The following is a 20,468-nucleotide window of genomic DNA, read 5'->3' on the forward strand; positions in this document are numbered from 1 at the left end:
ACGCGCGCCCGGACGTGAGGCCGGTCTACGGCTCGAACTTGTAGCCGAGGCCGCGCACCGTCACCAGGTACCGCGGCGCACCGGGGTCGGGCTCGATCTTCGCGCGCAGGCGCTTCACGTGGACGTCGAGCGTCTTCGTGTCGCCCACGTAGTCGGCGCCCCAGACCCGGTCGATGAGCTGCATACGGGTCAGCACCCGGCCCGCGTTGCGCAGCAGCATCTCCAGCAGGTCGAACTCCTTCAGCGGGAGGTCGACCTTGGAGCCGGAGACGGTGACCACGTGACGGTCGACGTCCATGCGGACCGGTCCGGCCTCCAGCGCGGCCGGGGTGACCTCCTCGGGCTCCCCGCGGCGCCGCAGGACGGCGCGGATGCGGGCGACCAGCTCGCGGGAGGAGAACGGCTTGGTGACGTAGTCGTCGGCTCCTATTTCGAGCCCCACGACCTTGTCGATCTCACTGTCCTTGGCGGTGACCATGATCACCGGGACGTTGGAGCGGCCGCGCAGCTGGCGGCACACCTCCGTGCCGGGCAGCCCCGGCAGCATCAGGTCGAGGAGGACGAGGTCGGCGCCGTTGCGCTCGAACTCGTCGAGTCCGTCGGGCCCGGTGGTCGCGATGGCGACCTCGAAGCCCTCCTTGCGAAGCATGTACGACAGGGCGTCGGAGAAGGACTCCTCGTCCTCGACGACGAGCACACGGGTCACGGAAGGACCTCCGGGGCAGGAAGCGGTTCGTACGGGGATGAGACGGTGGTCGTCCCGTCGGGCTGCCCGGTCTCGTCCTCTTCGTCGAGTCCGGGCATGTGGTGTTCGTGCGCACGGTCGCGGGCCGCGCCCGCCTCCGGCAGCCGCAGGGTGAACGTGGAGCCCTGACCCTCGGAGCTCCAGACCGTGACCTCTCCCGCGTGCGAGGCGGCCACGTGCTTGACGATCGCGAGGCCGAGGCCCGTACCGCCGGTCTGGCGGGAACGGGCCGGGTCCACGCGGTAGAAGCGCTCGAAGATGCGCTCCTTGTCCTTGTCGGAGATGCCGATGCCCTGGTCGGTCACGGCGATCTCGATGAGGTCCCCGCCCGGCGCGGTCACCCTGCGTGCGGCTATGCCCACACGGGTACGGGCCGGGGAGTAGTTGACGGCGTTCTCGACGAGGTTGCCGAGGGCCGCGGCCAGCTGGCCGCGGTTCCCCCAGATGCTCAGGTCGGCGGTGCCGCCCGCGGCCATGGTGATCTGCTTGGTGCCGGCCTGGTGGCGGCACCGGTCGATCGCCTCGGCGACGAGCTCGTCGACACGCACCGGCTCGGCGTCCTCCAGGGGGTCGTCGTTCTGCACCCGTGACAGATCGATGAGCTCCTGGACCAGGTTGGTCAGCCGGGTGGCCTCTATCTGCATGCGCCCGGCGAAGCGCTCCACCGCCTCCGGATCGTCCGAGGCGTCCATGACCGCCTCGGACAGCAGGGAGAGGGCGCCCACCGGGGTCTTCAGCTCATGGCTGACGTTCGCGACGAAGTCGCGCCGTACGGCCTCGATGCGCCGGGCCTCTGTCAGGTCCTCCACGAGCAGGAGCACGAGCCGCGAGCCGAGCGGCGCCACGCGGGCGGAGACCGCGAGGGCCTCGCCCCGGCCCGTCCCACGTCGCGGGAGGTCCAGCTCGACCTGGCGTATCTCCCCGTCGCGGCGGGTGTCACGTGCCATCAGGAGCATCGGCTCGACGGACAGCTTGCCGCCGCGCACCAGCCCGAGGGCGTACGCCGCCGAGCTGGCCTTGACCACGGCGTCCGCCTCGTCGAGCACGACGGCGGAGGACCGGAGCACGGAGAGCACGGTGTCGACACCGGGCGGAAGCACCGGGTCCGTGTGCAGGGAAGTGCGGGTAGGGCGTTTCTGGTCGCGCTCGCTCCAGCGGAACGCCAGCATGGCGATGACACCGGTGAGCACTCCGGCGATCGCTGCCGCTGCGGCGACCGCCGCGTTCACGTCCATGCGTCCAGGTTAGGCATGCCGTCATGCCTGGCCACAGCCATCAGAGTGCGACCTCGAACACTCGTCGCCCAGAGTTCACCTAGGAGCTAGGGTCGGTTCACTTGAGGTGACGGAAACGGACGCGTACGGGCCGGAACGTGGGAGCGTGGGGTTCATGGGGCCTGTCCGAGGTCAGGGCCCTGCCCCCGGACCCCCAAGCCGACGTGAGAGAGGGACAACCAGATGCGGGACGCGTACCACGAGGAACTGGACTCGATCGGCGAGGGCCTGGTCGAGATGGCCCGGCTCGTCGGGTCGGCGATCGGGCGCGCCACGACGGCCATCCTCGACACCGACCTGAAGCTCGCCGAGAGCGTGATCGCGGCCGACCAGAAGGTCGACGATCTGCAGCACGACCTGGAGGCCCGTGCGATAGCCCTGCTGGCCCGGCAGCAGCCGGTGGCGACGGACCTGCGCATCGTCGTGACGTCCCTGCGCATGTCGGCCGACCTGGAGCGCTCCGGCGACCTGGCCCAGCACGTCGCGAAGCTGGCCCGGCTGCGCTTCCCGGAGCGCGCGGTCCCCAGCGACCTGCACGCCACCGTCCTGGAGATGGGCCAGCTCGCCCAGCGCCTGATGGCCAAGGCCGCCGAGGTCGTGATCACCAAGGACGTCGACCTGGCGCTCCAGCTGGAGCAGGACGACGACGAGATGGACCTGCTGCACCGGACGCTCTTCCAGCATCTGCTGGACGACCGCTGGAAGCACGGCATCGAGACGGCCGTCGACGTCACGCTGCTGGGCCGCTACTACGAGCGCTTCGCCGACCACGCGGTCTCGGTCGCCAAGCGAGTGGTGTACCTGGTCACGGGCGAGCACGCGGACGACCTCCAGCCGGACATCCAGCCGGTGACGGGCGTCGAGGGGACCTGATCGAGGAGCTCGCGGGGGCCCGATCAGGGACCTCGACGGCCTGGCCTCGGTCTTGCGGGCGGGTCGGTCGGGTCCCTGCAGGGATCGGTCATGGCTCCTGGGGGGGCGATCGAGGTGCGTGTGGGGGGGGCTGGATCAGGGTTCTCCGGGGGGCTCGACCGGGGTTCTGCGAGGGCTCGATCGGGGTTCGGCGAGGTCTCGATCAGGGTTCTCCGGGGCTCGATGGGGGTTCGTCCGGCGGTCGTCGTCCCGCTGCGGGGCGCGCGCGCACCTCAATGCGCCGTTGATGCGCCTGCCGTACTGGGCATGAAATGGGCGACAGGAGCTGTGCGGTGCAGTGTGCCTCGCACGCCTTCGCGCCTGAAGGAGGGACCTATGGCCGAATCGCCCAGCACGCCCGACCCCACGCAGGACCGCGACACCCAGCAGCCCGCCGAGATCAAGAGCCTCCCACTGTTCGGAGCCTGCGGATGCGGCTCCGGCTGCGGGTGCGGCTGCCAGTCGGGCAATCCGTGCCAGTGCGGCTGACCGAGTAGGACGACGAAGGGCCCCGCTCGTGCGAGCGGGGCCCTTCGTCGTCGTCGCGCCCCGACGGCTCGGGTCCTTCGGCCCCGGCCGACGGCACGACGACGGGGTGGAGGCCTTCGAGACCTCCACCCCGTCGAGGTGGGTTCCGCGGGCCGGGCGTCAGGAGCCCGTCCGGCCCGTCGGTGAGGGGCGGTCAGCGGGTGCGACCGTCACTCACCACCGGAGTCCATCGAGCCGCCGTCCATCGACCCGCCGTCCGACGATCCGCCGTCCATCGACCCACCGTCCGACGATCCGCTGTCCGACGAGCCCTGGTCCGATGAACCCTGGTCCATCGAGCCCTCGTCGGACGGGCCGGCCTCGGTCCCCGGGTCGGTCTGGCTACCGTCGGTTCCGGGGTCGGTCTGGCTACCGTCGGTTCCGGGGTCGGTCTGACCGGGATCCGTCTGACCGGGATCCGTCTGGCCCGGGTCCGTCTGACCGGGATCCGTCTGACCGGGATCCGTCTGACCGGGATCCGTCTGACCAGGGTCGGTCTGACCGGGGTCGGTCTTCGGGTCGGTCTGACCGGGGTCAGTCTGGCCCGGGTCGGTCTGACCGGGGTCAGTCTGGCCCGGGTCGGTCTGACCGGGGTCAGTCTGGCCCGGGTCGGTCTGACCGGGGTCAGTCTGGCCCGGGTCGGTCTGACCGGGATCGGTCTTCGGGTCGGTCTGACCGGGATCGGTCTTCGGGTCCGTCTGACCGGGATCGGTCTTCGGGTCCGTCTGACCGGGATCGGTCTTCGGGTCCGTCTGACCGGGATCGGTCTTCGGGTCCGTCTGACCGGGATCGGTCTTCGGGTCCGTCTGACCGGGATCGGTCTTCGGGTCCGTCTTCGGGTCCGTCTTCGGGTCCGTCTTCGGGTCCGTCTTCGGGTCCGTCTTCGGGTCCGTGCCCGGCTCTCCCGGCTTACCCGGTTCCCCAGGCTTACCCGGCTCTCCCGGCTTACCCGGTTCCCCAGGCTTACCCGGCTCTCCCGGCTTACCCGGCTCTCCCGGCTTACCGGGCTCCCCAGGCTTACCCGGCTCTCCCGGCTTGCCCGGCTCTCCCGGCTTACCGGGCTCCCCAGGCTTGCCCGGCTCTCCCGGCTTACCGGGCTCCCCAGGCTTGCCCGGCTTGCCGACCTGGCCCTCGTCCTTCCAGTGGTCCTTGTCCTTGGTCTTCCAGTGGTCCTTGTGGTGCTTCCAGTAGTGGTGGTTGTTGTGGGTGTCCCAGAAGTAGTACTTGTTGCTGCCCTGCCACACGTAGTAGCACTTGTGGTGGTCGTCCCAGTAGTACTTGTAGTGGTCGCCCCAGCAGTAGTGCTTCTTGTGCTTCTTGTCCCAGTGACCCTTGCCCTTGTTCCAGCAGTAGTGCTTGCCCTTGCCCTTGCCGTGGTGTGCGGCGGCATTGGTCACCATCGAGGCGTCGGACATCGGGGCCGCCGATGCGGCCGCGGCCGGCAGGACGACGCCCCCGGCGACCACGACGGACGACGCCACGATCGTGGCGATGCTCAGCCGGCGCTTGGGACGGACGGCGCCGTGCTTTCGGATGATACGGGCCATGATGTGTTTCCTCCTGGCGATGAAATTCGCTTTGTGCGAAGCGGGGCCTCGTTTTCTTTCCGGGTTTTCCGGTGAGGTCCGCACCACCAGTAGGCCCGGATCGCGCAGCAGGATCACGTTCCGAGAGTTCGGGACTTGACGAGCGCCAGGACAGCGGGTAAACGCCGCATAAGGGACACCTCTCGGATCACCTCCACTCCACGGAAGTGGTATCTGAGCTGCAATGACGGCTTCGGTGACACGCCCTCTCCCGCACTCCGCACCTGCTCGGTACCGAACCGCGCCGCGGAGGACACCGGGGTGATCCGGATCGCGGACGCACCACGCGGAGACCGACCGGGAAAAAAATCAATCCGCCCCGATATCGAAGAGATCCGGAATGGGCTCGGCGAATTCGCGGACGCGACCGACGCCACCCCGTCATCACCACGGCGTAATCACCGCGCCGCAATCAAGGCGCCGTAATCAGGGCGCCGTAATCAGACGCCGTAATCACCACGTCGCCATCGTCACGCGACCGGAATTCCCGGCCGGGTCAAGGACGTACGCCGGCCGGACGAGGCCACCGCTCCGCCCGCTCTCACCCGCGGAGGGTGATGTCCGGACGACGCCCCTGGGGGAACTCTGGGCGAGTGCCGGACGGGCACGCGCGCTCGCCGTGGCCGCGTCCGTGTGTCGGAGGAGGGCCCGTGAACCAGTACCCGCCCATCGCGGAGCACGGAATGGTCGGCGATCTCCAGACGGCGGCCCTGGTGTCGTCCGGCGGGACGGTCGACTGGTGGTGCACCCCCCGCTTCGACTCGCCCAGCGTCTTCGCCTCACTCCTGGACAGCGAGCGCGGCGGCCACTGTCGTCTCGCCGCCGATCAGGCGGAACGGAACGGAATGACGGTCCGTCAGTTGTACCTGTCCGACACGGCCATCCTCGTCACCCGGTTCATGGGGCCCGGTGGCGTCGGCGAGGTCGCCGACTTCATGGAGCCGATCGACTCCCCCACGCCGACGGACCGGCACCGGCTGGTCCGGATCGCCCGCGTCGTGCGGGGCAGTCTGCCCTTCACCCTCGCCTGCCGTCCGCGCTTCGACTACGGACGGGCCCGGCACAGGCTCGCCCTCGGCGACGACCACTCCGCCGTCCTCCACGGACCCGGGACGGATCTCCATGTGCAGTCCACCACCGGTGCCCCCCTCCGGGCCGACGGCGACGACCTCACCGCCCACTTCACCCTCGACGCGGGCCAGGCGGCGGCCATCGTGCTGACCAGCGCCGCGAGCGGCGGTCCCGCGCCGGCCCCGCCCACGCTGGACGGCATCGCCGAAGCGCTGGAGTCGTGCCGGGCGTTCTGGCAGTCGTGGCTGCGCTCGTGCACGTACCGCGGACGCTGGCAGGACATGGTGAACCGCTCCGCGATCACCCTCAAGCTGCTCACGTACGCGCCCACGGGGGCGCCCGTCGCCGCGGCCACCATGGGGCTGCCCGAACAGGTCGGCGGAGAACGCAACTGGGACTACCGCTACACCTGGGTCCGTGACGCCTCGCTGTCGGTGAGGGCCCTGATCGATCTCGGCTTCGACACGGAGGCGCACGCCTTCCGCCGCTGGCTGCGCCATCGCATCGAGGCCGGCGGCAACGCCTCCGGCGACCCGCTGCAGATCATGTACCGCGTCGACGGCGACCCCCACCTGGCCGAGGAGACCCTCGACCACCTGGAGGGCTACATGGGTTCGGGGCCGGTGCGCGCGGGCAACGGCGCGGCCGGTCAACTCCAGCTCGACATCTACGGCGAGGCCTCCGACGCGCTCATCGTGGCCGGCGACATGGGGGCGATCCGCGGCTGGAAGGCACTGCGCGACGTGCTGGACTGGCTCACCGACCACTGGGACCAGCCCGACGAGGGCATCTGGGAGACCCGCGGGGGCCGGCAGAACTTCACGTACAGCCGCCTGATGACCTGGGTGGCGTTCCAGCGCGGTGTCCACGCGGCCAACCACTTCTCCCGCCCCGCCGACGTCGCCCGCTGGACCGAGGCCCGCGACGCGGTCTTCCGCCAGATCATCGAGAAGGGCTGGCACGACAAACGGCAGGCCTTCGTCCAGCACTTCGACACCGACGTCCTGGACGCCTCACTGCTCCTGATGCCCCGGGTCGGCTTCCTGTCTCCGCGGGACCCGGACTGGCTCAGCACCCTCGACGCGATGGACGAGGACCTGGTGAGCGACAGCCTGGTCTACCGGTACGACCCCGCGGCCTCGCCGGACGGACTGCGCGGCTCCGAGGGGACGTTCAACCTGTGCAGCTTCCTGTACGTGGAGGCCCTGGCCCGCGCTGGGCGGCTCACCCAGGCCCGGTACGCCTTCGACAAGATGCTCACGTACGCGAACCCCGTCGGCCTGTTCGCCGAGGAGATCGGCCCCTCGGGCGAACAACTCGGCAACTTCCCGCAGGCGTTCACCCATCTCGCCCTGATCACCGCCGCCATGGCTCTGGACGAGCAGCTCGCCAAGGCGGAGGCGGGGCCGGATCACGGCGCCGGCCGCCCGACGTCGCTCCGCTACCGCTACGCGGTACCCCCCGAAGGCAGGACCGGAGGAGGCGGCACCGGTGGCTGAGACCGTCGCGGCGGGGCGGCGGAGCGGGCACCGGCGGGAGTTGGCGGCCCTCGCCCTCGCCCAGTTCATCTGCAGCTTCGCCGGCTCCAACATGAACGTGATGATCAACGACATCAGCCGCGACCTGGACACCACCGTGCAGGGCGTGCAGGTGGCGATCACGGTCTTCCTGCTGGTCATGGCCGCCCTGATGATCCCCGGCGGCAAGCTGACCGACCGTTACGGCCGCAAGCGGTGCCTTCTGACGGGCCTCGTCGTGTACGGCGTCGGCGCGCTGCTCAGCGCCGTCGCTCCGGGGCTCGGCGTGCTCATCCTCGGCAACTCGATCCTGGAGGGCGTCGGCACGGCGCTGCTCATCCCGCCCGTCTACATCCTGACGACGCTCCTCTTCCCCGACATGACCTCCCGCGCCCGAGCGTTCGGGGTGATCATGGCGCTGGGCGGCGTCGGGGCCGCCGCGGGTCCGCTGATCGGCGGACTCATCACGACGGGTATCAGCTGGCGGGCTGCCTTCGTGTTCCAGGCCCTGGTGATCGTGGTGATCGTCGCGCTGAGCCGGGGCATCGAGGATCCGCTGCCGCCCGAGCCGGACCGCCCCTTCGACACCGTCGGCGCGGTCCTGTCCGCGGTCGGTCTGGTCCTGATCGTCATGGGCATCCTGGCCGCGGACAACGATGTGTGGCTGATGCTCGGCCTGCTGCTCCTCGGCATCTTCATGCTCTGGTGGTTCTTCCACTGGGTGCGCGCCAGGGAGGCGTCCGGCAAGGAACCGCTGCTCTCGCTCGCCCTGTTCCGCAACCGCACCTCCAACCTGGGGCTCGTGACCCAGAACGTCCAGTGGCTGCTGCTCATGGGCTCGTCGTTCACGGTGGCCGCCTACCTCCAGGTGGTGCGCGGCTACGACGCCATCGGGACCGGTGTCATCTTCACGTCGGCGACGCTCGGATTGCTGGCCACGTCGCTGGCGGCCGAACGTCTCGCCCGGCGGCACCCGCAGCGGACGCTGATCATGACCGGCTTCGCCGTCTCCGTGGTGGGGGTGGCCGTCCTGATCGTCCTGGCCGGCAGCCTGTCCTCGGCCTGGGCCTTCGCCCCCGGTCTCCTGCTCCTCGGCCTCGGCCTGGGCGTGATGCTGACCCCGTCGGTGAACGTCGTCCAGTCGAGCTTCCCCGAGGAGCAGCAGGGCGAGATCTCCGGCCTGTCCCGCAGCGTCTCGAACCTGGGCTCCTCCTTCGGCACGGCGATCGCCGGCACCATCCTGGTCTCCGGCCTCACCAGGGGCGCCTACGCCGCGGCGATGCTCGTCCTCGCCGCGATCGGCCTCGCCGGCCTGGCAGCAGCCGCCCTCCTCCCCCACGACCGGCCTCAGCCTCCGGTCCGCCCCTCCTGATCACGGTCGCCCAGCCGGTCGTCATGGGTCGCTGCCGGCCGCGCCGCCGACGCGCTCAGGGTGCCCATAAAAAGGACTTATTCGCCGTTACCACTCCTTCCGTCACATATAGTGCGCCTGCGTGCACCGTGAGGTATGGGGCGCCGGCCGGCTGCCGACTGCGCACGAGTGCCGACACGTCTGGCACCAAGAGGCTGGGAGAGATCGGTGAACGGAAGGCACATGTGGCGGTCCGCGACCGCGCCGTCGGAGCGACGGCGCGGGAGGCCGGGCAACGGTCGGCGACGGTACGGGGCAGGCACCGCGACAGCCCTGTGCGTGGTCCTGTCCGGTGCCGGAATGGCTCCGGCGGCGACCGCCACGGCAGCACCCCGCGCAGTCGACATCACTCGGACCTTCACCTTCACGGGTGCCCCGGAGAGCTTCACCGTCCCGGCGAACGCGGTGGCGACGATCACCGCTGACGGCGCCGGCGGCGGCAGTGCCGTCAGGGGAACCTGCCCCAACGGAGGGACGGGTGGTGCCGGGGCGCGGGTGGTCACCACTCTCCCGGCCTCCGCGACCCCGACGGTCGTCACCGTCAACGTGGGTGGTTCCGGCGGCGCGGCCTGTACCGGCGCCGGGGGCACCGGTGGCTACAACGGCGGAGGCGCGGGCGGAAACGGAACCACCACTCCCGTGTCCACCGGCTCGGGCGGGGGCGGCGCGTCGAGCGTGGCGACGGGCGGCAGCCTGCTCGTGGTGGCGGGTGGAGGAGGCGGCAGCGGGGGACGCAATCTCCCCACTCAGGGAGGCAACGGCGGAACCCCCGACGGTACTGCCGGAGGCACGGGCGGGACCCTCGGCGGTTCGCCCGGGGGCGGCGGTGGCGGAGCCACCACCGGCGCGGGAGGCACGGGAGGCACGGGAGCCGTCGTCGGGTCCTGTACGGGCCGGGCCGGCGACACCGGGGGCGGATCCTCCGGTGCGACGGTCGGCACAGGAGGTGCCGGCGGCAACTACTCCGGCTGTGGCACCGACATCGTCGTCAGTGGCGGCGGAGGCGGCGGAGGCGGCTACTTCGGCGGCGGCGGTGGCGGCGCTTCGGCCACCACCCTCGGTGCGGCCGGCGGAGGCAGCGGTGGCGGAGGCAGCAGTTTCGCCACCTCCACGGGATCCGGCACCACGTACGCCACCTCGCCGATCGGAACCCCCAGCGCCAACGGCCAGGTGACGATCAGCTACACGATCCAGGATCTGACCTTCGTCACCACCGGCCCGCTGCCCGACGCCACCCAGAACGTCTCCTACTCCGCCACCCTGCAGACCACCGGCGGCACCGACGCCCCCGCCTTCGCGGTCACCAGCGGCTCCCTGCCTCCCGGGCTGAGCCTCGACCCGGCGAACGGAGTGGTCTCCGGCACTCCGACGACGGCCGGCACGTACACGTTCACCGTGACGGCCACCGACCCCGATGCCGACGTGCCCACGGCCTCGAGGCAGTTCACGCTCACCGTCCGTCCGCCCGCCGTTCTCACCTGCGCCGACGCGACGCCCACCATCGTCGGCACCGGCCGGGCCGACCTCCTCGTCGGCACGCCCGGCAACGACGTCGTCCTCGGCCTCGGCGGCAACGACGTCATCGACGGTCGCGGCGGCAACGACATCCTGTGCGGCGGCGACGGCAACGACGCCGTCAGCGGAGGCGACGGCAACGACCGCGTCGAGGGCCAGGACGGCACCGACACCCTCAAGGGCGGCAACGGCGACGACGCCCTCTTCGGCGGCAACGGCACCGACGCCCTCGACGGCGGCCCCGGCACCAACACCAACAACGGCGGCGCCTCGCTCAACGTCTGCGTCCGTCCCCTCAGCGGCCCCGGCTGCACCATCTGACGACCCCAGCGCATGACGAAGCCCCCTACCCGCGGGAGAACCGCCGGTAGGGGGCTTCTTCAGGCGTGCTTACTTCTTCTCGCCCTGGGTGAACCGCAGGTGCCGTCGTTCGGCCAATTCCTCTGCGCTCACCACGGTCAGAAGCGGGGCACCCGGCGGCGCGAACATGGTCACCACCAGCTCCGACTGCGCGTCCGGAAGGTTGTTGGCGCCCAGGTAGTGGATCACGTCGCCCCCGGGCTCGTACACGGCGTCACCGGCCTTGAGCACCCGGGGCGGCTGCCCCTCCAGCTCGAAGAGGATCTCGCCCTGGGTCACGTAGCCGAAGAGCGGTCCGGGGTGCCGGTGCGGCGGCGCGCCGGGGTCGCCGGGCGACAGGGTGACCCGGACGGTCCTGGCCTCGGAGCCGTCCGGGATCCCGGCCGTCGCCTTCGGCAGGGTGGCGATCACCTCGACGCCTGGGGGCAGGTGTGCCTGTTCAGCGCTCATGCATTTCTCCGATCAGGAAGTGTCCATGGTGAAGACAGGACGGCCTCCTGATCTGTGACAGCCCCACGTTCCGAAGCGGCCCAGAATGAAGCCCCCTACCGGCGGAGAATCCGCCGGTAGGGGGCTTCATCAATCCGTCCTACTTCTTCTTGCCCTGGTTCTTGACCGCCTCGATGGCGGCCGCGGCGGCCTCCGGGTCGAGGTAGGTGCCGCCGGGCTTGACCGGCTTGAAGTCGGCGTCCAGCTCGTACGCGAGGGGGATCCCGGTCGGGATGTTCAGGCCCGCGATGTCGGCGTCGGAGATGCCGTCGAGGTGCTTGACGAGGGCGCGCAGGCTGTTGCCGTGGGCGGCGACCAGGACCGTGCGGCCGGTGAGGAGGTCCGGGACGATGCCGTCGAACCAGTACGGGAGCATGCGGACGACGACGTCCTTCAGGCACTCCGTCTGCGGGCGCAGCTCCGGCGGGAGCGTGGCGTAGCGCGGGTCGGAGAACTGGGAGTACTCGGCGTCACGCGCGAGCGGCGGGGGCGGGGTGTCGTACGAGCGGCGCCACAGCATGAACTGCTCCTCGCCGAACTCGGCGAGCGTCTGCGCCTTGTCCTTGCCCTGGAGGGCGCCGTAGTGCCGCTCGTTCAGGCGCCAGGAGCGGTGGACCGGGATCCAGTGGCGGTCGGCGGCCTCCAGCGCGAGCTGCGCGGTGCGGATCGCGCGCTTCTGGAGCGAGGTGTGGACCACGTCGGGCAGCAGGCCGGCGTCCTCGAGCAGCTCACCGCCGCGGACTGCCTCCTTCTCGCCCTTCTCGTTGAGGTTGACGTCCACCCAACCGGTGAACAGGTTCTTCGCGTTCCATTCGCTCTCGCCGTGGCGGAGGAGGATCAGCTTGTACGGTGCGTCGGCCATGGCCCCGAGCGTAATCGAACCCTCTGATCGCTCGCGCCCTCGCCCGGCAGGCGGACAGCGCGGCCCGTCGTCGCCGGTCGGTTGACGGCATCTGTTAATCGAGTGGCCTTCCGGCTCCCCCTTTTCGTAAGTTGTGCTCACCGCTTGAGCCGCTTACTCACCTGCCTGACCGGGGGGTCCCGCATGTCACTCGTCTCGCTGAGACGCGCCGCCCGAGAGACCGTCTCGGGGCTCCCCCGCGAGTTCTGGTGGCTGTGGACCAGCACCCTCGTGAACCGGCTCGGCGCCTTCGTCGCCACCTTCATGGCGCTGTACCTCACCCTGGACCGCGGGTACTCCGCCTCGTACGCGGGTCTGGTGGCGTCGCTGCACGGCCTGGGCGGTGTCGTCTCCTCGCTCGGCGGCGGTGTGATGGCCGACCGCCTGGGCCGCCGGCCCACCCTGCTGATCTCCCAGCTGTCGACGGCCTTCGCGGTCGCGCTGCTCGGCTTCGTGCACGACCCCGTGGCGATCGCCGCGGTCGCCTTCCTGGTGGGCATGGCCTCGAACGCCTCCCGGCCCGCCGTGCAGGCGATGATGGCCGACATCGTCCGCCCGGCGGACCGCGTGCGCGCGTTCTCCCTCAACTACTGGGCGATCAACCTGGGGTTCGCCGTCTCCTCCATGGCGGCCGGATTCATCGCCGAGTTCAGCTACCTCGCGGGCTTCCTGATCGAGGCCGGGATGACGCTCGTCTGCGCCGTCGTCGTCTTCGTGAAGCTGCCGGAATCCCGGCCTGCCCTCACCGACAAGGCCGCCGCGGAACCGGCGGTCGGTCTCGGGACCGTGCTGCGCGACGGACGGTTCATGAGCGTCGTCGGGCTGTCGTTCCTCGTCGCCCTCGTCTTCCAGCAGGGGTCCGTGGGGCTTCCGGTCGCGATGGGCGAGGCGGGCTTCACCCCGGCCGACTACGGCATGGCGGTCGCCGTCAACGGCGTCCTCATCGTCGCCCTCCAGATCCCGGTCACCCGTTTCATCGAGCATCGGGACCCGAAGCGGCTGCTGGTGGTCTCGTCGCTGCTCGCCGGGTACGGCTTCGGCCTCACCGCCTTCGCCGGCTCGGTCGGGGTCTTCGCCCTGACGGTGTGCGTGTGGACGCTCGCGGAGATCGTCAACGCGCCCACCCAGACGGGGCTGGTCGTCCGCCTCTCCCCGGTGCAGGGCCGTGGCCGCTACCAGGGCATGTACACCCTGTCCTGGTCCCTCGCCGCGCTCGTCGCTCCGCTGATGTCCGGCCTGGTCATCGACCGGTTCGGCGCGGAGTGGCTGTGGGGGCTGTGCGCCGTGGTCGGCACGGCGGCGGGTCTGGGGTACGCGATGCTGATGCGGAGCCTGCCCGCGGAGGAGCCCTCCTTCGCGGAGGCGCCGGTCGCGTCCTCCGCCGCGCCGCCGGTTTCCCCGGCGACGGAGGTCGGAGCCGCCTGACGCCGGGCGCGGACGCCAGGACGCCGGGCGCGGACGCCGAGGCACGGACGCCAGCACGCCGCGACAGCGATGCGGGCCGGGCGGGGCAACCCCGTGCGGCCCGCGCCAGGACACCCCGTCGGCGCCGGGGTTTCCGGCGTGCACGTCCGCACCGGCTTGCACGTCCGGCCCGCCCCTGTTCAGTGGTGCATCCGCGCGCCCTTCATCACCTTGTCCACCCCGTTCCGCGGCCCGTACACGGCGATCCCCACGAGGTCCAGGTCCGCCGCCGGCACGGCCCGCACGGCCGCCCGGTTGTCCCGGTCGTTGCCGGTGGTGAACAGGTCGGAGGTGAAGACGGCCCGCGGCAGCTGCCGGGACAGCGCACGGCCGTGGGCGGCGGTCAGCGTCTCCTTGGATCCCTCGAAGACGAGGACAGGCTGCCGGAACATGGGCAGATAGGCGGTCCCGTCGGCGTCCTCGTACGGCTCGCCGATCACCTCGGGGACGGCGCTGCCGAGGCCGCTGACGAGGAACGCGGTCACATTGAGCCGCTGCCAGGGCTCCAGGTCGTCCCGCAACAGGACGGCGATCTTGGTGTCGAAGCGGATGGGTTCGATGTCCGGGCTGCCGGTGCTGCTGCTCATACGTCGAGACTGCCGACCTCGGTACCGCGTCGTCTTGTACGTTCTTTGCATGGCCCCGCATCGGGAGATCACGGCGTGGCGTCCCGGAGTCCCGGGTGTCGTGGAGGTCTTCCACGCCCACTACACCGAGTACGCGTACCCGATGCACGTGCACGAGGCGTGGACGCTGCTGATCGTCGACGACGGGGCCGTGCGGTACGACCTCGACCGGCACGAGCACGGCACCCCGCACGACACGGTCTCGCTGCTCCCGCCGTACGTCCCCCACAACGGTTCGCCGGTCACCGAGCACGGCTTCCGCAAGCGCGTCCTCTACCTCAACCTGAGCATGCTCGACGAGAGCTGGATCGGGCCCGCGATGGACGGGCCGGATCTCGTCGATCCGGTGCTGCGACGCCGTGTCGGGCAGATGCACACCGCGCTCGCGCACCCCGGGGACGAGCTGGAGGCGGAGAGCAGGCTGACGCTGGTCGCGGAGCGGCTGCGCGGCCGGCTGCGCCCCCGGGTGGCCGCCGCACCGGCGCGCCCCGACCGTCCGCTCGCCCGCCGGCTGCGCGAACTCCTCGACGAGCGGCTGGTCGCGGGCCTCACCCTCGACGAGGCGGCCGGGCTGGTGCACGCCCATCCCGCCCATCTGGTGCGGGCGTTCAGCGAGGCGTACGGCATCGCCCCGCACCAGTACCTGATGTCCCGTCGTGTCGACCGCGCCCGCCGTCTGCTGCTCGACGGCGGGGCGCCGGGCGACGTCGCCGCCGCGACCGGCTTCTACGACCAGTCCCATCTCGGCCGGCATTTCAAGCGGTTGGTGGGGGTGACGCCGGGCCGGTACGCGCGCACCGGCCTCGGCAGGCCGGCCGGAGGGCCGTTCTAGAGGTCGCGCTGGGCCTCGTGGAGATTGCGCGGGCGCACCACGTCCGTGGTCCCGTACAGCTCCAGACGGGAGTGCAGGTCCCCGGTGAAGTCCGGTACGTCGATCTGGTCGAACTCGCCGACCTCGTTGACCCCGACGGTGGCGCTGCGGGGCGCGAGGCCGTCGATCTTCATGAGGCCGGCGCGGCCGTTGGTCACGCGGATGTTCCAGTGGGTGAAGCGCGCGCCGAACAGCGGTCCGGCGGAGGCGTCGCCGCCGTGGCGGCCGTTGTTGTTCACCGTGATGTCGGTGCGGACGTTCGCGAACGGCAGCCCGCGGTGGCTGTCGAAGGTGCCCATCTGCATGTCCCCGCGCGACCAGACGTTGTACGAGGACAGGCCTTCGACGTTGATGCCGTGGAGCTGGGTCCCGGTGGGGGCGGGCACCGTGCGCTGCTCGACGGTGAAGTCCTCGACGAGGTTGTCGTGCGAGCCTTCGCGGCAGAAGTACGGGTGGTGCGAGCCGCGGCCGGCGACCCTGGTGCGGCGCAGGGTGCAGGCGGAGGCGGCGACGAGGCCGAAGCCGTTGTCCACGTGGCGTACGACGACGTCGTCGGCCCAGCAGTCGTACGCACACTGGAAGACGACGCCGTTGTACCCCTTGTCGAGCAGGTGCGGGGACTGCGGCGTCTCGACGGCCTCCAGGGTGAGTCCCTCGACCCCCGAGCCGGTCAGCTCCGGCACGTGCGTGGTCAGACGCGGGTCCCATTCGGGCCGGACGTCGAGCGGGAGGGGGCGCTCCAGGGTGACCTTGCGGCCGCGGACGTGCGTGATGCGCACGGGCCACTCGTAGGGGACGTACGACGTGAGTTTCGTCTTGTCGTCCCAGTAGTACGCCTCGGGGCCGGGCCCGCCGCCCGACATGTGCTCCAGGAGCGTGTGGCCCGCGTCGTCGGCGAGGCGGAGCAGGACGAGCCCGCCGGGCCGCAGCCGGGACGCGTCGGCGACCGTCACGGTCCAGGAGCCCTGGCGGGCGGGTTCGACCGTCGTGAGGGTCTCCCACTCGTCGCGCCGGTTGCCGGTCCAGCCCTCGAAGGGCCAGGCCTTCGCCCTGATCGCGGCGACGAGCGACTCCCAACGGGCGGTCGGGGCCAGCCAGATGAGTCCGCCCGCCCAGGACCAGGACGACTTGTCGCCGCCGTAGCGGGAGCCGTAGGCGCCGATCAGCTCGGTGAGGTTCCGGGTCGCGTACAGCTTCGTACGGTCGCTGCCGGCACCGCGCAGGACGACGTTCGAGTGCCCGAGGCGGATCAGGTCGTCGATGCGGAAGGTGCCGGGCGGGATGAGAACCGTGCCACCGCCGGCCCTCCCGGCAGCGGCGATGGCACGGTTGATCGCGGGGGCGCAGTCGGTGCTGCCGTCGTCCGTCACGTCGCCGTGGTCGCGGATGTCGGCGACGACGGGGCGGCGGGGGAAGCGCGCCGCCCCGCCGCCGCGGCCGGACCGGCCGACGTACGGGATCTGCGGGTGGGTGAACGGCGTGCGGGTGAACTCGTGCCAGAGGGCGGGGACTTGGCCCTGTCCCGCGGCGGTGTGGCCCTGCCGTGCGGGGGACGCGGCGGCCGTCCCCGCCGCGCCGGTCACGGCGACGGCCGCCACGGCGGTGGCGCCGGCGAGCAGGCGCCGTCTGCTGACGGTGCCGCGCCCGCCGTTCCCCTCGCCGCGGTCGGGCGCTGCGTTCCCGCCGTTCCCGCCGTTCCCGTTGCTCCCGAAGCTCCCGTTGCTCATGCCCGTCCGCCCTCCATTGCTTCCATGGATGTGAACGACGTTCAGATCTGCGTCGGCGGTGAGCATGCCACGAGGACTCCGGGCGGGGAAGAGGGTGCGCGACCCCTAATTGCCGAGCAATGTCGGTCAGTTGGCGGGACGCTGGGTCAGATGACTGAACGCGTCCAGATTGCGGGTCGACTCACCGCGGGACACCCGCCAGGCGTACTCCCTGCGGATCGCGGACGCGAAACCGAGCTCCAGAAGGGTGTTGAAGGCGCCGTCGGCGGCCTCCAGGACGGAGCCGAGCAGCCGGTCGACCTCCTGCGGGATGACCGCGGCCAGCGGCAGCTTGCCGACCAGGTAGACGTCCCCTAGCGGGTCGACCGCGTAACCGACCCCGTAGAGCTTCAGGTTGCGCTCCAGCAGCCAGCGGTGGACCGCTTCCGCGTTCTCGTCGGGGTGGCGGATCACGAACGCGTTCAGCGACAGCGAGTGCTTGCCGACGATCAGCGAGACGGTCGTGGACAGCTTCCGGGTGCCGGGGAGCTTGACCACGTAGGTGCCGGGCTCGGGGCTCTCCCACTCGAGCTCGGCGTCCTTGAAGACCCCCTCGATGACCTGTGCCGCCTGCTGTACGTCCGCCATGCAGGGAGCGTACGTCAGAGCGGACACGGTCCGGAGGCCGGTGCGACCGCGGCGGGCGGGTGTCGAGAGGGGCGGGCACACGCCCCAGCGCCGGCCGTGACGGGCACCGCCGCGGACCGGAGTCGGCCGTGACCGGCGCGCACCCGCCACCGTCGCGACCAGGTGTCAGCCGGTGTGCGCGCGCACCCGGCGCCGGTGGGCCTGCGCCGCGGCCGTGTACACGTCCGCCGTGGCACCGGCGGCGGCGTCCCAGCCGAAGCACTCCGCGTGACGCGCGGCGGCGGCGCCCATCCGGTCCGTGAGCGTCCGGTCGTCCGCGAAACGGCGCAGCACGCGCGCGTAGGCGGCGGGGTCATGGCCCTGCACGAGGAAGCCGGTCTTCTGGTCGCACACGGCGACGGGGAGTCCGCCGACCGACGCCGCGAGCACCGGCGTACCGGCCGCCTGAGCCTCGATGGCGACCAGACCGAAGGACTCGCTGTACGAGGGCATGACCAGCACCGACGCCGCCCGGAACCAGTCCGCCAGCTGCTCCTGGCCGACGGGCGGCCTGAAGCGCACGACGTCGGCGATGCCCAGTCGCGCGGCGAGCTTCTGCAGTCCCTCGGGCTTGGCGAGACCGCTGCCGCTGGGGCCGCCGACCACGGGGACGACGATCCTGCCGCGCAGTTCCGGACGCTCGTCGAGCAGGACGGCGACCGCGCGCAGCAGCACGTCGGGGGCCTTCAGGGGCTGTATGCGGCCCGCGAACAGGGGGATCAGCGCGTCCTGCGGGAGCCCGAGGCGGGCCCGGGCGGCGGCGCGGCCGTCGGCGGGGCGGAAGCGGTCGAGGTTGACGCCGGGGTGGACGACGGCGACCTTTCCGGGTTCGGCGTCGTAGTGGCGGACGAGCTCGTCCGCCTCCTCCGCGGTGTTCGCGATGAGGCGGTCGGCGGCGCGCACGATCTGGGTCTCGCCGATGACACGGGCGGCCGGCTCCGGGGTGTCGCCCTCGGCCAGCGCGGCGTTCTTGACCTTCGCCATGGTGTGCATCGCGTGCACCAGGGGCGCGCCCCAGCGCTCGGCGGCGAGCCAGCCGACGTGGCCGGAGAGCCAGTAGTGCGAGTGGACCAGGTCGTAGTAGCCGGGACGGTGGCCGGCCCAGGCCTGCATCACGCCGTGCGTGAAGGCGCACAGCTGCGCGGGCAGGTCTTCCTTGGCGAGGCCCTCGTAGGGGCCCGCGTCGACGTGCCGGACGAGGACGCCGGGGGCCAGCTCGACGGTCGGCGGCAGGGCGCCGGTGGTGGCGCGCGTGAAGATCTCGACCTCGATGTTGATCGCGGCGAGGCGCTGCGCGAGCTCCACGATGTACACGTTCATGCCGCCCGCGTCGCCCGTGCCGGGCTGGTGCAGCGGCGAGGTGTGCACGGAGAGCATCGCGACGCGACGGGGCCTGCGGTGCAGCCTGAGCCGTGCGGACGCCGTCGGGGAGCGACGCCCGAGCCTGCCGACGTACTGGCTCACGTGGCGTTCCTCCTTGCTGCGGGCATGCCGTCGAAGGACGCGGCACGCCCTCCGAAGAGGGCAAACGCCGGAGGGGCCTGCTCCATTTCCTCTTTGCCGAATCATTACCCCAGCTCGCTCAACCGTTCGATAGCGGGATGCGTACACCGCCATGCCCCGGCGGCGTACGGGCTCCGAGGCGGTCCCCGGAGCGGGCATCCTCCCGGCCGCCCGGGGCGGCGGGCCGGGATGTTTTCCACAGGTGTGGGCAAGGGGCCGGGAGGTTGTCCACAGGCGTGACCGGCCCCCGCCGGACGCGCCTACTCTCGTACGCATGACAACCCGCGCCGCGTCCCGCCCCGTGGGTACGGTGACGCGCGGGACGACCAACCCCAACCGCCTGCGCCGCATGGACCGCTGGATCGCGGCCGTCCACGGCGCCGAACTGCGCAGGTCCGCCGACCCGGTGGCCGTCGACCTCGGGTACGGGGCCGCGCCCTGGACGGCGGTCGAGCTCCTGACCCGTCTGCGCACCACGGCACCGCGCACCCGCGTGGTGGGCGTGGAGATCGAACCGGCCCGCGTCGCGGCCGCCCGTCCGTACGAGCGCGAGGGCCTCGCCTTCCGGCACGGCGGCTTCGAGGTGCCCGTGCCCGGCAGCCCGACCCTCATCCGCGCGGCCAACGTGCTGCGCCAGTACGACGAGGAGCAGGTCGCCGAGGTCTGGCGACGCCTGTGCGCCCGCCTCGCACCGGCCGGACCCGCCGGCCGGGGCGGGCTGCTCGTCGAGGGCACCTGCGACGAGGTCGGCCGCCGGCACGTCTGGGTCGCCCTCGGCCCGGAGGGCCCCCGCACCGTCACCTTCGCCACCCGGCTCGGCTCCCTGGACCGACCGTCCGACCTGGCCGAGCGCCTGCCGAAGGCCCTCATCCACCGCAATGTGCCGGGCGAGCCCGTCCACGCCTTCCTGCGCGACTTCGACCGCGCCTGGGCGGCCGCCGCACCCTACGCCTCGTACGGCGCGCGACAGCGCTGGATACGCACGGTCCGCGACCTGAAGGCCGACTGGCCGGTGTCCGACGGCGTGACGCGCTGGCGGCAGGGCGAAGTCACCGTGCGCTGGGAGGCGTTGGCGCCGGGCACGGTCCAGGAGTCCCCCTCCGCCCGGTTCTGACACCGGAACATCCGGGCCCCGGAGCGCTGCCCGACGGCCGCCAAGGGGCTGCGACCTGCCGCGCTCCGGCATCACGGCGCGCGCGGAACGAAATCGGTGACTGATTCGTCACACCGGCGGGGAGATCGTCTTGCGGAAGCGGGTGCGGGGGAAGGGAGTTCTTGCCCGCCTCTGTCGCATTGCGCTCC

The 20,468-nt window shown here is 71.5% G+C and carries 17 protein-coding genes; 8 read left to right on the forward strand and 9 right to left on the reverse strand.

Going from position 1 to position 20,468, the window contains the following annotated elements; translation table 11 throughout:
• Positions 1-25 precede the first annotated feature (25 nt).
• Together ACSYGO_RS22585 and ACSYGO_RS22590 are read right to left on the reverse strand one after the other, a co-directional pair.
• Complete coding sequence (locus ACSYGO_RS22585) at positions 26-706, reverse strand: response regulator transcription factor (protein WP_009340348.1); 681 nt, start codon at positions 704-706, stop codon at positions 26-28.
• Entirely contained in the window at positions 703-1,980 is a 1,278-nt protein-coding gene (locus tag ACSYGO_RS22590) for a sensor histidine kinase (RefSeq protein WP_435225959.1), read from the reverse strand. The genes ACSYGO_RS22585 and ACSYGO_RS22590 overlap by 4 nt, the downstream gene beginning before the upstream one ends.
• A 222-nt stretch (positions 1,981-2,202) precedes the next feature.
• On the opposite strand from ACSYGO_RS22590, the gene phoU reads away from it, so the two are divergent.
• Positions 2,203-2,892 (forward strand): phosphate signaling complex protein PhoU, encoded by a 690-nt coding sequence (phoU, locus tag ACSYGO_RS22595; protein WP_095935153.1) that lies wholly within the window; start codon positions 2,203-2,205, stop codon positions 2,890-2,892.
• A 375-nt stretch (positions 2,893-3,267) separates the two neighbouring features.
• On the forward strand, positions 3,268-3,420 hold the full coding sequence (locus ACSYGO_RS22600) for a hypothetical protein (protein WP_167455652.1): 153 nt from the start codon (positions 3,268-3,270) through the stop codon (positions 3,418-3,420).
• A 209-nt stretch (positions 3,421-3,629) separates the two neighbouring features.
• Here ACSYGO_RS22600 and ACSYGO_RS22605 read toward each other — a convergent pair whose 3' ends face one another.
• Positions 3,630-5,006, reverse strand: a complete 1,377-nt coding sequence (locus tag ACSYGO_RS22605) for a hypothetical protein (RefSeq protein ID WP_460387410.1) — start codon at positions 5,004-5,006, stop codon at positions 3,630-3,632.
• Positions 5,007-5,695: 689 nt separating this feature from the next.
• Between ACSYGO_RS22605 and ACSYGO_RS22610 the strand changes: the two genes are divergently transcribed.
• The 3 genes from ACSYGO_RS22610 to ACSYGO_RS22620 all read left to right on the forward strand — a co-directional run bounded on the left by ACSYGO_RS22610 (position 5,696) and on the right by ACSYGO_RS22620 (position 10,880).
• Positions 5,696-7,615 (forward strand): glycoside hydrolase family 15 protein, encoded by a 1,920-nt coding sequence (locus tag ACSYGO_RS22610; protein WP_460387412.1) that lies wholly within the window; start codon positions 5,696-5,698, stop codon positions 7,613-7,615.
• On the forward strand, positions 7,608-9,005 hold the full coding sequence (locus ACSYGO_RS22615) for an MFS transporter (RefSeq protein WP_426679049.1): 1,398 nt from the start codon (positions 7,608-7,610) through the stop codon (positions 9,003-9,005). The genes ACSYGO_RS22610 and ACSYGO_RS22615 overlap by 8 nt, the downstream gene beginning before the upstream one ends.
• Positions 9,006-9,344: 339 nt before the next feature.
• Entirely contained in the window at positions 9,345-10,880 is a 1,536-nt protein-coding gene (locus ACSYGO_RS22620) for a calcium-binding protein (protein WP_460387414.1), read from the forward strand.
• 69 nt (positions 10,881-10,949) lie between these two features.
• Here ACSYGO_RS22620 and ACSYGO_RS22625 read toward each other — a convergent pair whose 3' ends face one another.
• Together ACSYGO_RS22625 and ACSYGO_RS22630 are read right to left on the reverse strand one after the other, a co-directional pair.
• Entirely contained in the window at positions 10,950-11,369 is a 420-nt protein-coding gene (locus ACSYGO_RS22625; RefSeq protein ID WP_426679051.1) for a cupin domain-containing protein, read from the reverse strand.
• Positions 11,370-11,508: 139 nt separating this feature from the next.
• Entirely contained in the window at positions 11,509-12,270 is a 762-nt protein-coding gene (locus tag ACSYGO_RS22630; protein ID WP_426679052.1) for a phosphoglyceromutase, read from the reverse strand.
• 183 nt (positions 12,271-12,453) lie between these two features.
• On the opposite strand from ACSYGO_RS22630, the gene ACSYGO_RS22635 reads away from it, so the two are divergent.
• On the forward strand, positions 12,454-13,734 hold the full coding sequence (locus ACSYGO_RS22635; protein ID WP_426679053.1) for an MDR family MFS transporter: 1,281 nt from the start codon (positions 12,454-12,456) through the stop codon (positions 13,732-13,734).
• Positions 13,735-13,913: 179 nt separating this feature from the next.
• Here ACSYGO_RS22635 and ACSYGO_RS22640 read toward each other — a convergent pair whose 3' ends face one another.
• The gene (locus ACSYGO_RS22640; protein WP_426679054.1) at positions 13,914-14,360 is read right to left on the reverse strand and encodes a DUF2000 family protein; all 447 of its coding nucleotides are present in this window, start codon (positions 14,358-14,360) and stop codon (positions 13,914-13,916) included.
• Between the two features lie 49 nt (positions 14,361-14,409).
• On the opposite strand from ACSYGO_RS22640, the gene ACSYGO_RS22645 reads away from it, so the two are divergent.
• Positions 14,410-15,231 carry a helix-turn-helix transcriptional regulator gene (locus ACSYGO_RS22645; RefSeq protein ID WP_460387417.1) on the forward strand — a complete coding sequence of 274 codons (822 nt, stop codon included), beginning with the start codon at positions 14,410-14,412 and terminating at the stop codon, positions 15,229-15,231.
• On the opposite strand, the gene ACSYGO_RS22650 is transcribed toward ACSYGO_RS22645, so the two are convergent.
• The 3 genes from ACSYGO_RS22650 to mshA all read right to left on the reverse strand — a co-directional run bounded on the left by ACSYGO_RS22650 (position 15,228) and on the right by mshA (position 19,127).
• On the reverse strand, positions 15,228-16,997 hold the full coding sequence (locus ACSYGO_RS22650) for a glycosyl hydrolase family 28-related protein (protein ID WP_460387418.1): 1,770 nt from the start codon (positions 16,995-16,997) through the stop codon (positions 15,228-15,230). The two genes, ACSYGO_RS22645 and ACSYGO_RS22650, sit on opposite strands and share 4 nt — an antisense overlap.
• 126 nt (positions 16,998-17,123) lie before the next feature.
• Entirely contained in the window at positions 17,124-17,624 is a 501-nt protein-coding gene (locus ACSYGO_RS22655) for a type III secretion system chaperone family protein (protein WP_426679057.1), read from the reverse strand.
• Between the two features lie 165 nt (positions 17,625-17,789).
• The gene (gene mshA / locus ACSYGO_RS22660; protein WP_426679058.1) at positions 17,790-19,127 is read right to left on the reverse strand and encodes a D-inositol-3-phosphate glycosyltransferase; all 1,338 of its coding nucleotides are present in this window, start codon (positions 19,125-19,127) and stop codon (positions 17,790-17,792) included.
• Between the two features lie 313 nt (positions 19,128-19,440).
• Between mshA and ACSYGO_RS22665 the strand changes: the two genes are divergently transcribed.
• A complete protein-coding gene (locus tag ACSYGO_RS22665; protein ID WP_460387420.1) occupies positions 19,441-20,280 on the forward strand; it encodes a class I SAM-dependent methyltransferase in 840 nt (279 codons plus the stop codon).
• Positions 20,281-20,468 lie beyond the last annotated feature (188 nt).

It is taken from the genome of Streptomyces krungchingensis, from assembly GCF_054729265.1.